Annotated in this window: 10 protein-coding genes and 1 pseudogene; all 11 read left to right on the plus strand. The window is 57.6% G+C overall.

Features of this window, described 5'->3' with window-relative positions; genetic code table 11:
* Window positions 1-66: 66 nt before the first annotated feature.
* The gene (gene nuoG, locus EJA70_RS02355) at window positions 67-2,781 is read left to right on the plus strand and encodes an NADH-quinone oxidoreductase subunit NuoG (protein WP_158829357.1); all 2,715 of its coding nucleotides are present in this window, start codon (window positions 67-69) and stop codon (window positions 2,779-2,781) included.
* Entirely contained in the window at window positions 2,778-3,785 is a 1,008-nt protein-coding gene (nuoH, locus tag EJA70_RS02360; RefSeq protein ID WP_008082852.1) for an NADH-quinone oxidoreductase subunit NuoH, read from the plus strand. The genes nuoG and nuoH overlap by 4 nt, the downstream gene beginning before the upstream one ends.
* An 11-nt stretch (window positions 3,786-3,796) precedes the next feature.
* The gene (gene nuoI, locus EJA70_RS02365; RefSeq protein ID WP_007920177.1) at window positions 3,797-4,345 is read left to right on the plus strand and encodes an NADH-quinone oxidoreductase subunit NuoI; all 549 of its coding nucleotides are present in this window, start codon (window positions 3,797-3,799) and stop codon (window positions 4,343-4,345) included.
* 9 nt (window positions 4,346-4,354) lie between these two features.
* Entirely contained in the window at window positions 4,355-4,855 is a 501-nt protein-coding gene (gene nuoJ, locus EJA70_RS02370) for an NADH-quinone oxidoreductase subunit J (RefSeq protein ID WP_008082850.1), read from the plus strand.
* Window positions 4,856-4,858: 3 nt separating this feature from the next.
* Complete coding sequence (gene nuoK, locus EJA70_RS02375) at window positions 4,859-5,167, plus strand: NADH-quinone oxidoreductase subunit NuoK (protein ID WP_003223790.1); 309 nt, start codon at window positions 4,859-4,861, stop codon at window positions 5,165-5,167.
* Window positions 5,164-7,017: an NADH-quinone oxidoreductase subunit L gene (gene nuoL, locus EJA70_RS02380; protein WP_158829359.1), complete on the plus strand. Its 1,854-nt coding sequence runs from the start codon at window positions 5,164-5,166 to the stop codon at window positions 7,015-7,017. The genes nuoK and nuoL overlap by 4 nt, the downstream gene beginning before the upstream one ends.
* A gap of 39 nt (window positions 7,018-7,056) precedes the next feature.
* The gene (gene nuoM, locus EJA70_RS02385) at window positions 7,057-8,589 is read left to right on the plus strand and encodes an NADH-quinone oxidoreductase subunit M (protein ID WP_008082846.1); all 1,533 of its coding nucleotides are present in this window, start codon (window positions 7,057-7,059) and stop codon (window positions 8,587-8,589) included.
* Between the two features lie 7 nt (window positions 8,590-8,596).
* Entirely contained in the window at window positions 8,597-10,060 is a 1,464-nt protein-coding gene (gene nuoN / locus EJA70_RS02390) for an NADH-quinone oxidoreductase subunit NuoN (protein ID WP_008082842.1), read from the plus strand.
* Between the two features lie 236 nt (window positions 10,061-10,296).
* Entirely contained in the window at window positions 10,297-11,154 is an 858-nt protein-coding gene (locus tag EJA70_RS02395; RefSeq protein WP_158829361.1) for a hypothetical protein, read from the plus strand.
* Between the two features lie 396 nt (window positions 11,155-11,550).
* A pseudogene (locus EJA70_RS31315) lies at window positions 11,551-11,646 on the plus strand (transcriptional regulator); the annotation flags it as partial.
* Between the two features lie 347 nt (window positions 11,647-11,993).
* On the plus strand, window positions 11,994-13,319 hold the full coding sequence (locus EJA70_RS02405; RefSeq protein ID WP_158829363.1) for an OprD family porin: 1,326 nt from the start codon (window positions 11,994-11,996) through the stop codon (window positions 13,317-13,319).
* Window positions 13,320-13,540: the final 221 nt, after the last annotated feature.

Consider the following 13,540-nt stretch of genomic DNA (forward strand, 5'->3'; position numbering starts at 1 on the left):
TCGCACGGATAACAAGATTCCATTAGCCACGCCCGCTGACACCGGGCCAACGAAGACCTTTGAACCATGGCCACTATCCACGTAGACGGCAAAGCGCTCGAAGTCGACGGGGCAGACAACCTGTTACAGGCATGTCTGTCGCTGGGCCTCGACATTCCATATTTCTGCTGGCACCCCGCGCTTGGTAGCGTCGGGGCTTGCCGCCAGTGCGCGGTCAAGCAGTACACCGACGAGAACGACACCCGTGGTCGCATCGTCATGTCCTGCATGACGCCTGCCACCGACAACACCTGGATCTCCATCGAAGATGAAGAATCCAAGGCGTTCCGCGCCAGTGTTGTTGAATGGCTGATGACCAACCACCCGCACGACTGCCCTGTGTGCGAAGAAGGCGGTCATTGCCACCTGCAAGACATGACAGTGATGACCGGCCACAACGAGCGCCGTTATCGCTTCACCAAACGCACCCACCAGAACCAGCATTTGGGCCCGTTCATTTCCCACGAGATGAACCGCTGCATTGCTTGCTACCGCTGCGTGCGTTTCTATAAGGATTACGCTGGCGGCACCGACCTCGGTGTGTTCGGCGCCCACGACAACGTGTACTTCGGTCGCGTTGAAGACGGCACCCTCGAAAGCGAGTTCTCCGGCAACCTCACCGAGGTCTGCCCGACCGGTGTGTTCACCGACAAGACTCACTCCGAGCGCTACAACCGCAAGTGGGACATGCAGTTCTCGCCGAGCATCTGCCATGGCTGCTCGAGCGGTTGCAACATTTCCCCGGGCGAGCGTTACGGTGAACTGCGTCGCATCGAAAACCGTTTCAACGGTTCGGTGAACCAGTACTTCCTGTGCGACCGTGGCCGTTTCGGTTATGGCTACGTCAACCGCACCGACCGCCCACGTCAGCCGCTGCTGGCCGACGGCACCAAGCTCGGTCTGGACGCTGCACTGGATAAAGCCGCTGATCTGCTGCGCGGTCGCAACATTGTCGGTATCGGTTCGCCGCGTGCCAGCCTCGAAAGCAACTACGCGTTGCGCGAACTGGTTGGCGCCGAGCACTTCTACTCGGGTATCGAAGCGTCCGAGCTGGAACGCATTCGTCTGGTCTTGCAGGTGCTGAACGACAGCCCGCTGCCTGTGCCAAACATGCGCGACATCGAAGACCACGATGCGATCTTCGTCCTCGGTGAAGACTTGACCCAGACCGCCGCCCGTGTGGCGCTGTCGCTGCGTCAATCGGTCAAAGGCAAAGCTGAAGACATGGCCGAAGCCATGCGCGTTCAGCCTTGGCTCGACGCCGCCGTGAAGAACATCGGTCAGCACGCGCTGAACCCGCTGTTCATCGCCAGCCTGGCGCAAACCAAGCTCGACGACATCGCTGAAGAATGCGTACACGCAGCTCCGGACGATCTGGCGCGCATCGGTTTCGCCGTTGCCCACGCACTGGACGCCAGCGCCCCGGCCGTTGAAGGTCTGGACGCCGAAGCACTGGAACTGGCTCAGCGCATTGCCGACGCCCTGCTCGCGGCCAAACGTCCGCTGATCATCGCCGGTACTTCGCTGGGCTCCAAAGCCCTGATCGAAGCCGCCGCGAACATCGCCAAAGCACTGAAACTGCGCGAGAAGAACGGTTCGATCAGCCTGATCGTGCCGGAAGCCAACAGCCTCGGTCTGGCCATGCTCGGTGGCGAATCGGTGGATGCTGCGCTGCAAGCCGTCATCGACGGCAAGGCTGACGCGATCGTTGTGCTGGAAAACGATCTGTACACCCGCACCACCAAAGACAAGGTCGATGCCGCACTGAACGCTGCGAAAGTAGTGATCGTTGCTGATCATCAGAAGACCGCGACCACCGACCGTGCGCACCTGGTTCTGCCAGCGGCGAGCTTCGCCGAAGGCGACGGTACGCTGGTCAGCCAGGAAGGTCGCGCCCAGCGCTTCTTCCAGGTTTTCGATCCGCAATACCTCGACGCGAGCATTCTGGTTCATGAAGGCTGGCGCTGGCTGCACGCCCTGCGCGCAACCCTGCTGAACCAGCCGATCGACTGGACGCAACTCGACCACGTCACCGCAGCCGTTGCTTCGAGCACCGCGCAACTGGCGCGTATCGTCGACGCAGCACCGTCGGCCGCGTTCCGTATCAAGGGTCTGAAACTGGCGCGTGAGCCGCTGCGTTACTCCGGTCGCACCGCAATGCGCGCCGACATCAGCGTTCACGAACCACGCACCCCGCAAGACAAAGACACCGCGTTCGCCTTCTCCATGGAAGGTTACTCGGGCTCTGCCGAACCGCGTCAGCAAGTACCATTTGCATGGTCGCCGGGCTGGAACTCGCCGCAAGCGTGGAACAAGTTCCAGGACGAAGTCGGCGGTCACATCCGTGCTGGCGACCCGGGCACCCGCCTGATCGAAAGCACTGGCGACTCGCTGAACTGGTTCGCTGCAGCACCGCGTGCGTTCAACCCGGCAGCGGGCACCTGGCAAGCCGTGCCGTTCTTCCACCTGTTCGGCAGCGAAGAAAACTCTTCGAAAGCCGCACCGGTTCAAGAGCGCATTCCGGCCGCTTACGTGGCACTGGCGAAATCCGAAGCGGATCGTCTGGGCGTCAACGAAGGTGCATTGCTGAGCCTGAACGTGGCCGGTCAGACCCTGCGTCTGCCGCTGCGCATCAATGAAGAACTGGGCGCAGGTCTGGTGGCATTGCCTGCGGGCATCGCCGGCATTCCACCGGCATTCGCCGGCGTATCCGTCGACGGTCTGCAGGAGGCAGCGCAATGACCTGGTTCACCCCTGAAGTGATCGATGTGATCCTGACGGTCATCAAAGCCATCGTGATTCTGTTGGCCGTGGTGGTCGCCGGTGCGTTGCTCAGCTTTGTCGAACGTCGCCTGCTGGGCTGGTGGCAAGACCGTTACGGTCCGAACCGCGTTGGCCCGTTTGGTATGTTCCAGATCGCCGCCGACATGCTGAAGATGTTCTTCAAGGAAGACTGGACCCCGCCGTTTGCCGACAAAGTGATCTTCACTTTGGCGCCGGTGGTGGCCATGTCCGCCTTGCTGATCGCGTTTGCGATCATCCCGATCACCCCGACCTGGGGCGTCGCGGATCTGAACATCGGCCTGCTGTTCTTCTTCGCCATGGCCGGTCTGTCGGTCTACGCGGTGTTGTTCGCCGGCTGGTCGAGTAACAACAAGTTCGCCCTGCTTGGTGCCCTGCGTGCTTCGGCGCAGACCGTGTCCTACGAAGTGTTCATGGGCCTGGCCCTGATGGGCATCGTGGTCCAGGTCGGCTCGTTCAACATGCGCGACATCGTCGAGTACCAGGCGCAGAACCTGTGGTTCATCATTCCGCAGTTCTTCGGCTTCTGTACCTTCTTCATCGCTGGCGTCGCCGTGACTCACCGTCACCCGTTCGACCAGCCGGAAGCGGAACAGGAACTGGCCGACGGTTACCACATTGAATACGCCGGTATGAAATGGGGCATGTTCTTCGTTGGTGAATACATCGGCATCATCTTGATCTCGGCGCTGTTGGTCACCCTGTTCTTCGGTGGCTGGCACGGTCCGTTCGGCATCTTGCCGCAACTGTCCTTCCTCTGGTTCGCACTGAAGACCGCGTTCTTCATCATGCTGTTCATCCTGCTGCGCGCGTCTATCCCGCGTCCGCGTTATGACCAGGTGATGGATTTCAGCTGGAAATTCTGCTTGCCACTGACCCTGATCAATTTGCTGGTGACCGCTGCGGTCGTGTTGTGGAACACGCCTGCAGTCGCGGTTCAGTGAGGATTTGACCCATGTTCAAATATATTGGCGACATCGTTAAGGGTACTGGTACCCAGTTGCGCAGCCTGGTCATGGTCTTCGGCCATGGCTTTCGCAAGCGCGACACCCTGCAATACCCGGAAGAAGCGGTCTACCTGCCACCACGCTACCGTGGTCGTATCGTCCTGACCCGTGACCCCGATGGCGAAGAGCGTTGCGTTGCCTGCAACCTGTGCGCCGTGGCTTGCCCGGTGGGTTGCATCTCGCTGCAGAAAGCTGAAACCGAAGACGGTCGCTGGTACCCGGACTTCTTCCGTATCAACTTCTCGCGCTGCATTTTCTGCGGTCTCTGCGAGGAAGCCTGTCCGACCACCGCAATCCAGCTGACACCGGATTTCGAGATGGCCGAGTTCAAACGTCAGGACCTGGTGTACGAGAAAGAAGATCTGTTGATCTCCGGCCCCGGCAAAAACCCTGATTACAACTTCTATCGTGTTGCAGGTATGGCAATCGCTGGCAAGCCGAAAGGCTCCGCACAGAACGAAGCCGAACCGATCAACGTGAAGAGCTTGCTGCCTTAAGGAAGAACGATGGAATTCGCTTTCTATTTCGCATCGGGTATCGCTGTTGTGGCCACGCTACGTGTGGTCACCAACACCAACCCTGTGCACGCCCTGCTCTACCTGATCATCTCGTTGATCGCTGTGGCCATGACCTTCTTCGCACTCGGCGCACCGTTCGCCGGCGTGCTGGAAGTGATCGCCTACGCCGGCGCCATCATGGTGCTGTTCGTGTTCGTGGTGATGATGCTCAACCTCGGCCCCGCCGCGGTTCAGCAAGAACGCGCCTGGCTCAAGCCCGGTATCTGGGCAGGGCCGGTGATTCTCGCCGGCCTGCTGCTGGCCGAACTGCTGTATGTGCTGTTCGCTCACCAGAGCGGTCAGGCCATCGGCCACACCACCGTAGACGCGAAAGCCGTGGGCATCAGCCTGTTCGGCCCGTACCTGCTGGTAGTCGAACTCGCCTCGATGCTGCTGCTTGCTGCAGCCGTCACGGCGTTCCATTTGGGCCGTAACGAGGCGAAGGAGTAAGTCATGCCTGCTATCCCTCTCGAACATGGACTGGCCGTCGCCGGCATCCTGTTCTGCCTTGGTCTGGTCGGCCTGATGGTCCGCCGCAACATATTGTTCGTGTTGATGAGTCTGGAAGTGATGATGAACGCCTCTGCACTGGCGTTCATTGTTGCGGGCGCCCGTTGGGGCCAGCCGGATGGACAGATCATGTTCATCCTGGTGATCAGCCTTGCAGCTGCCGAGGCCAGTATTGGTCTGGCGATCCTGCTGCAACTGTATCGCCGCTTCCATACGCTCGATATCGACGCTGCCAGTGAGATGCGCGGATGAACCTGATCTTTCTGACTTTCGTATTCCCTCTGATCGGTTTCCTGCTGCTGTCGTTCTCCCGTGGACGCTGGTCGGAAAACCTCTCGGCGCTGATCGGCGTGGGTTCCATTGGCTTGTCGGCGATCGTCGCCGCCTACGTCATCTGGCAATTCAACGTCGCACCACCCGAAGGCGGTCACTACACCCTGGTGCTGTGGAAGTGGATGGTGGTCGAAGGCTTCAAGCCTGACTTCGCCCTCTACGTCGACGGCCTGTCGATCACCATGCTCGGCGTGGTGGTTGGCGTCGGTTTCCTGATCCACCTGTTCGCGTCCTGGTACATGCGCGGCGAAGCGGGCTACTCGCGCTTCTTCTCGTACACCAACCTGTTTATCGCCAGCATGCTGTTCCTGGTGCTCGGCGATAACCTGTTGTTCCTGTACTTCGGCTGGGAAGGCGTGGGCCTGTGCTCGTACCTGTTGATCGGTTTCTACTACAGCAACCGCAACAACGGTAACGCCGCACTCAAGGCCTTCATCGTGACCCGGATCGGCGACGTGTTCATGGCCATCGGCCTGTTCATCCTGTTCCAGCAAGTGGGCACGCTGAACATCCAGGAACTGCTGGTGCTGGCACCGCAGAAATTCCAGGTCGGCGACTTCTGGATCACCTTGGCAACCTTGATGCTGCTGGGTGGTGCAGTCGGTAAATCGGCACAACTGCCACTGCAAACCTGGCTCGCGGACGCGATGGCCGGCCCGACTCCGGTTTCGGCACTGATCCACGCCGCAACGATGGTTACTGCCGGTGTTTACCTGATCGCCCGTACCCACGGTCTGTTCACCCTGGCGCCGGAAATCCTGCACCTGGTGGGCATCGTCGGTGGTGTGACCCTGGTTCTGGCAGGTTTCGCCGCGCTGGTTCAAACCGACATCAAACGTATCCTCGCCTACTCGACCATGAGCCAGATCGGCTACATGTTCCTGGCGCTGGGCGTTGGCGCCTGGGATGGCGCGATTTTCCACCTGATGACCCACGCCTTCTTCAAGGCCCTGCTGTTCCTTGCTTCCGGTGCGGTGATCGTTGCCTGCCACCACGAGCAGAACATCTTCAAGATGGGCGGTCTGTGGAAAAAACTGCCACTGGCCTACGCCAGCTTCATCGTCGGCGGCGCGGCACTGGCTGCCCTGCCACTGGTCACCGCAGGCTTCTACTCCAAGGACGAAATCCTTTGGGAAGCGTTCGCCAGCGGCAACCACGGTCTGCTCTACGCAGGTCTGGTCGGCGCGTTCATGACCTCGCTGTACACCTTCCGCCTGATCTTCATCACGTTCCACGGTGAAGCCAAGACCGAAGCCCACGCCGGTCACGGCATCGCTCACTGGCTGCCGCTGTCGGTGCTGATCGTATTGTCCACCGCCATTGGCGCGATGATCGTTCCGCCACTGCACGGCGTACTGCCAGAAAGCGTTGGCCATGCCGGTGGCGAAGCCAAGCACAGTCTGGAAATCGCCTCGGGTGCTATTGCCTTGGCCGGTATCCTGCTGGCAGCGCTGCTGTTCCTCGGCAAGCGTCGCTTCGTCACGGCAATCGCCAACAGCGGCATCGGCCGTTTCCTTTCGGCCTGGTGGTTCGCTGCCTGGGGCTTCGACTGGATCTACGACAAACTGTTCGTCAAACCTTACCTGGCGATCAGCCACGTACTGCGCAAAGACCCGCTCGACCAGACCATCGGTCTGATCCCGCGTATGGCCAAGGGTGGTCACACTGCCCTGAGCCGCACCGAGACCGGTCAACTGCGTTGGTACGCTGCTTCGATGGCTGCTGGTGCCGTGCTGGTTATCGGCGCCATCGTGCTGGTAGCGGTCTGATATGAACCTTGCGAATTTGCGAAAGGAAACGAGCCCGTCATGATTCTGCCTTGGCTAATCCTGATCCCCTTCATCGGCGGCCTGCTGTGCTGGATGGGTGAGCGCTTCGGCGCTACCCTCCCGCGCTGGATTGCGCTGTTGACCATGACCCTGGAACTCGCCCTCGGCCTCTGGCTGTGGGCCCACGGTGACTATTCATTTGCCCCGGCGCCTGGCGCCGATCCGACCTGGGCGCTTGAGTTCAAGCACATCTGGATCGCGCGTTTCGGCATCAGCGTGCACCTGGCCCTCGACGGCCTGTCGCTGTTGATGATCCTGCTGACCGGTCTGCTGGGTATCCTCTCAGTACTCTGCTCGTGGAAAGAGATTCAACGTCACGTTGGCTTCTTCCACCTGAACCTGATGTGGATCCTGGGCGGCGTTGTCGGCGTGTTCCTCGCCCTCGACCTGTTCATGTTCTTCTTCTTCTGGGAAATGATGCTGGTGCCGATGTACTTCCTCATCGCGCTCTGGGGTCACAGTTCTTCGGACGGCAAGAAAACCCGGATCTACGCGGCGACCAAGTTCTTCATCTTCACTCAGGCGTCCGGCCTGATCATGCTGGTGGCGATCCTCGGTCTGGTGCTGGTCAACTTCAACAACACTGGCGTGATTACTTTCAACTACGCCGATCTGTTGAAAACCAAGATGTCGATGACCACCGAGTACATCCTGATGCTCGGCTTCTTCATCGCCTTCGCGGTCAAGCTGCCGGTCGTGCCGTTCCACTCGTGGTTGCCTGATGCTCACGCCCAGGCGCCGACTGCCGGTTCCGTCGACCTCGCCGGTATCTTGCTGAAAACCGCTGCTTACGGTCTGCTGCGTTTCGCCCTGCCGCTGTTCCCGAATGCCTCGGCCGAGTTTGCGCCGATCGCCATGACCCTCGGTCTGATCGGGATCTTCTACGGTGCGTTCCTCGCTTTCGCGCAAACCGACATCAAGCGTCTGATCGCCTTCTCGTCCGTTTCCCACATGGGTTTCGTGTTGATCGGCATCTACTCCGGCAGCCAACTGGCCCTGCAAGGTGCAGTGATCCAGATGCTCGCGCACGGTGTCTCGGCAGCCGCACTGTTTATCCTCAGCGGTCAGTTGTACGAGCGTCTGCACACTCGTGACATGCGTGAGATGGGCGGTGTGTGGTCGCGTATCGCTTACCTGCCGGCAATCAGCCTGTTCTTTGCAGCCGCATCCTTGGGCTTGCCGGGTACCGGTAACTTTGTCGGTGAGTTCCTGATCCTGATCGGCTCCTTCGCGAGCTGGCCGTGGATCACTGCGATTGCCACCTCCGGTCTGGTGTTCGGTTCGGTCTACTCGCTGATCATGATCCACCGTGCTTACTTCGGCCCGGCGAAATCGGATTCGATCCTGCACGGTATGGACGCTCGCGAACTGATCATGGTGCTAGGCCTTGCGGTGTTGCTGATCTACATCGGCGTCTACCCGCAACCGTTCCTCGACACTTCTGCCGCCACGATGCATGGCGTTCAGCAGTGGCTCGGCACCGCCTTCACTCAACTCGCTTCGGCCCGGTAAGAGCGCTATGGAATTCACGATTCAACACTTTATTGCGCTTGCGCCACTGTTGATCACCAGCCTCACCATTATCGTGGTGATGCTGGCAATCGCCTGGCGCCGCAACCACTCGCAGACCTTCCTGATTTCGGTGGCGGGTCTGAACCTGGCCCTGTTGTCGATCCTGCCAGCCCTGAAAGTCGCGCCTCTGGCCGTGACTCCTTTGCTGCAGATCGACTCGTTTGCCTGCCTGTACATGGCGCTGATCCTGGTCGCCACCCTCGCTTGCGTTACCCTCGCCCACGCTTATCTGGGTGATGGCGGTTCGGGTTACCCGGGCAACCGTGAAGAACTGTATTTGCTGATCCTTATGGCCGCCGCCGGTGGTCTGGTTCTGGTCAGCGCGCAGCACCTGGCCGGCTTGTTCATCGGTCTGGAACTGCTCTCGGTACCGGTTTACGGTCTGGTGGCTTACGCCTTCTTCAACAAGCGCTCGCTGGAAGCCGGCATCAAATACATGGTGCTGTCGGCCGCCGGTTCCGCGTTCCTGTTGTTCGGTATGGCGCTGCTGTACGCCGATTCGGGTTCGCTGAGCTTCGTCGGTATCGGTCAGGCTCTGGCTGCGACTGGCCTGCCTAGCTCGCTGGCGCAACTGGGCCTGGGCATGATGCTGATCGGTCTGGCGTTCAAGCTGTCGCTGGTGCCGTTCCACCTGTGGACGCCGGACGTCTACGAAGGTGCTCCGGCTCCAGTGGCTGCGTTCCTCGCAACCGCTTCGAAAGTGGCCGTGTTTGCAGTAATGGTGCGTCTGTTCCAGATCTCCCCTGCTGCCAGCAGTGGTGTACTGAGCGATGTGCTGACCGTTATCGCGATCGCTTCGATCCTGTTCGGTAATCTGCTGGCCCTGACCCAGAGCAACCTCAAGCGTCTGCTCGGTTACTCGTCCATCGCGCACTTCGGCTACCTGCTGATCGCACTGGTGGCAAGCAAGGGTCTGGCGGTGGAAGCCATCGGCGTGTACCTGGTGACTTATGTGATCACCAGCCTCGGCGCCTTCGGCGTGATCACCCTGATGTCCTCGCCGTACAACGGCCGTGACGCGGATGCCCTGTACGAATACCGCGGCCTGTTCTGGCGTCGTCCGTACCTGACCGCCGTCCTGACCGTGATGATGCTGTCGCTGGCGGGTATCCCGCTGACTGCTGGCTTCATCGGCAAGTTCTACATCATCGCTACTGGTGTTGAATCGCACCAATGGTGGCTGGTCGGCTCCTTGGTACTGGGCAGCGCCATCGGCGTCTTCTACTACCTGCGCGTGATGGTCACCCTGTATCTGATCGAGCCAAACCTACGTCGCCACGACGCCCAGCTGCACTGGGAACAGAAGGCAGGCGGCGTGATGCTGCTGGCCATCGCCCTGGTCGCGTTCTTCCTGGGTGTGTACCCGCAGCCATTGCTGACTCTGGTTCAGCAGGCGGGTCTGGCGGGCTGATTGCTTGGCTGGCTAGAAATGAAAACGGCACCTTCGGGTGCCGTTTTTGTTTTTGTGGGATTTTTACTGATGCCCTGCCCTTCCTGCTGAAAGCCCAGAAAGCTCCCGCTCAATTATCGGTTTCGTCCTACAGTCCGCATCCGGCTGTTGGAGCTATTGTGTATGTGTGAGGCAACGCGAAAACTCGAAGGCACATTGAAAGTACTTGCCGACCAACAGGGCACAAGGAAACCATATTGAACACTGACAACATCCACACCACATATGAAAAAATGTATGCATACGAAGAAGAGATAAAAAACAGCATCTCGATAAAAACTCAAATAATTTTTACCGCGATATTTGCGCTAGCTTCTGCAACCATCTACCTAGCTCGTTTTTTGGATTTCACCTTCAACCCCGAAATTGCATACATCATTTCCTTTCTAGTAGCTTTAACCCTGACAATCTCAACCATCTCTACATACTTCAACTTCAGAGCCTTTAGCGGATCTGAATTCAACAGAATGCCATACGCAGAAAAAATAAAAGAGTATTACGACAGCCAAACACAATACAACATTGAACTTGGCAATTATAACTCACAGGTATCGCAGCACGAGCAAATACCCTTGATCGATCCTGACAAAGAAACTGCAAGCTTCATTTCAAACACCTACATCAGTTGCTCCACACACAATGCTTTAGTCAATGAAGAGCGATCACGATGGGTTTTCAAGTCCATTTCAACTTTTCTGATGGCCTGCATTCCTCTTGCTATCGGTAGCTTGTTGTTTGTCCTTTTTGACATGGATACCTCCTCGCCCAGGAAAAATTTTGCAATAAAAGATATGTACGTGGGCGACCAAATATCCGACTTGAGAAAGCAGTTGCTGAATGACTCAAAAGCCGAAGGCGTAGCAGATCTGAAAAAAAGGACTATAATCCTTGAGAATATACTTCTTGAAAAAGGGGCAGGGAAATTGAGCGAATCCAATAAGCCAACATCAAGTGAAAAAAAACCTCTGCCCCAAGCTCCTGTCAAACCGGCTGCTCCATCTTCTAGAAGAACATACGACGATGTTAACGGCGGCACCAATAGGGATCAGAAATGAAAGCTACTAATGATCGACCTAAACCACAAAATTCGACAAGACCTACACCACCAGAGAAACCTTCTGCACCGGTTGTACGTCGTATCGTTAACGAAAAAGTTATCAATAGAAAAGAGATAGCTCTAGATAACAGATGACAACGCGACTAATGTGCTCTTGTCCTCGCAGAACTTTATAAAAAGGCGGCACCTTCAGGTGCCGCTTTCGCGTTTGTAGGATTCAGTATCAGCAGATTGCGCCAGCGCGTCCAGATGATCGCTCGCTATGCTTTCTTGGTCTTCACACTTCCACCTTTTTAAGATTTTTCCTGCAAAGCAGTGAGCAATGGCTGACATTCTGCAGAAGGTAATTGCGGTTAAATTTGAGGATCACCTATCAAGTGGAGATCCACGAACCATGAAGCGGGACATTTATTCAGAATTGATGGATGGTCTTGATGCGTTAGCCGAAGAACGCCAAGGCACAATTACATTGAAGAAGACGCGTGTAGAACGGATCGGCGCCATGAAGGGCAAATTCACACATCCCCACGAAATTGATACCTCTCTATCAAAAGGTTTGCTGGATATCTTCAAAAGGTAAAAATCCACGACTGCTTTCATTTGATCTATCTGACTCACCCTGACCACTGTGGGAGCAAGCTCGCTCCCACAGGTTTGTGTGGCGTTCACTCAATCCAAATAACCACATGACGAAATTGTAATTCCCTCATCACCTTGGCGTTATCCGCAGCTTGCAACGATGTGACCCGGCGACCAATGCCGGCGGGCCCTGCCCCGCCGAACAATAAAACCCACGCCGACGCACGTTCCCGTTCTGCCGAACCCAAGGAGTGTTTGATGGTTAACCCTACAAAAATATCGATGGCCGCTTTAGCGGTGGTGGTCGGCTCCGGGCCGTCCGTGGTGTTTGCAGAAGACAAGCCTGAAGGCTTTGTCGAAGGCAGCAGCTTGACGGTGCTCAACCGCAACTTCTACTTTAATCGCGATCATCGCAACGGCCAGTCCAGCCCGACCGGCAATGGTTATTCCGAAGCCTGGTCGCACGCGGTGATCAGCAAGTTCGAATCCGGTTTCACCCAAGGCACCGTCGGCGTCGGTGTCGATGCGTTTGCGATGATCGGGCTGAAACTCGATACCGGTGACGGCCGTAATGGCGGGCGCAGTTCGTTTGATGTGTTGCCGGTCAACAGCAACGGCGAGGCGCGAGACGAATACAGCAAAGTCGGCGGCGCTGCGAAAATTAGGGCGTTCGATACGGTGGTCAAGGTTGGCGATGTGTTCCCGGCCAATCCGGTGGTTGCGGCGGGTGACTCGCGCTTGTTGCCGGAAAGCTTTCGCGGGGTGACGGCGACCAACACCAGTATTGAAGGTTTATCGGTTCAGGGCGGTCGACTGCACGCGATGAGCCAACCGGTGTCCAGCGACATGCGCGAGAACTTCGCCACCTTCTACGGCGGGCCGGTCAATTCGCCGTGGATCGCTTATGGCGGCGGCGATTATGTGCTGAACAAAAACCTCAGTTTCAGCCTGTACTCCAGCCGTCTCAAGGATGCGTGGAATCAGTACTACGCCGGCACTGCCTGGACCTACCCACTCTCCGATGACCTGTCGCTGTTCGGTGGCCTGAACTATTACAAGGCCGTCGACGAAGGCAAACAACTGCTCGGCGAATTCGACAACAACATCTGGAGTGGCCGCGTCGGCGTCAAGCTTGGCGCCCACTCCGTCGCCCTCTCCCACCAACGCAACAATGGCAATGACGACTTCGATTACCTGCGCCAGTCCGATTCGATATTCCTCGACAACTCGATCCAGTACAGCGACTTCAATTCACCGAAAGAACGTTCGTGGATGGTGCGTTATGACCTCGACATGAGCACTTACGGCGTGCCGGGCTTGTCGTTCATGACTCGCTATGCGCGCGGCACCGACGCTGATTATTCAAACGCTAATGCCGTGTATATGCGCCGCGATGCCGAGGGCAATCCGCTGACCGATCAGAAACGTTGGGAGCGCGATATCGAAGTCAAATACGTGGTGCAAAGCGGTTCGATGAAAGACCTGTCACTGCGTTTGCGCCAGGCCACCACGCGCGCCACGGCGTTCGAGTCGGATCTGGATGAAGTGCGGGTGATCGTCGAGTATCCATTGGCGATTCTTTGATTGCGCGGTTGATGCAAATTCACCTTTAGAAGCTCCTTGCTCCTTTGGTAAGAGGTGAATCTTTTGGCGTCCTTCGGGGCGCTTTTTTTATACCCCCCTCCGTGTCAGGCTACCTGTCGCCCTTGTTGATTGACTCAACTACTCAAGAGGGCGAAGGTGCTTAACAATGTCCAAAATGGGTAACCGCTACGACAACGACTTCAAAGATTGGGTCGTTCTGC

Source organism: Pseudomonas sp. PB103 (assembly GCF_009764635.1).
Lineage (GTDB): Bacteria > Pseudomonadota > Gammaproteobacteria > Pseudomonadales > Pseudomonadaceae > Aquipseudomonas.

Excerpts from the sequence above, each read along its gene's own strand:
- nuoN (WP_008082842.1), top strand. The coding sequence starts at position 8,597 with ATGGAATTCACGATTCAACACTTTATTGCGCTTGCGCCACTGTTGATC.
- nuoL (WP_158829359.1), top strand. The coding sequence starts at position 5,164 with ATGAACCTGATCTTTCTGACTTTCGTATTCCCTCTGATCGGTTTCCTG.
- nuoM (WP_008082846.1), top strand. The coding sequence starts at position 7,057 with ATGATTCTGCCTTGGCTAATCCTGATCCCCTTCATCGGCGGCCTGCTG.
- nuoJ (WP_008082850.1), top strand. The coding sequence starts at position 4,355 with ATGGAATTCGCTTTCTATTTCGCATCGGGTATCGCTGTTGTGGCCACG.
- nuoG (WP_158829357.1), top strand. The coding sequence starts at position 67 with ATGGCCACTATCCACGTAGACGGCAAAGCGCTCGAAGTCGACGGGGCA.
- nuoI (WP_007920177.1), top strand. The coding sequence starts at position 3,797 with ATGTTCAAATATATTGGCGACATCGTTAAGGGTACTGGTACCCAGTTG.
- EJA70_RS02405 (WP_158829363.1), top strand. The coding sequence starts at position 11,994 with ATGGTTAACCCTACAAAAATATCGATGGCCGCTTTAGCGGTGGTGGTC.
- nuoH (WP_008082852.1), top strand. The coding sequence starts at position 2,778 with ATGACCTGGTTCACCCCTGAAGTGATCGATGTGATCCTGACGGTCATC.
- nuoK (WP_003223790.1), top strand. The coding sequence starts at position 4,859 with ATGCCTGCTATCCCTCTCGAACATGGACTGGCCGTCGCCGGCATCCTG.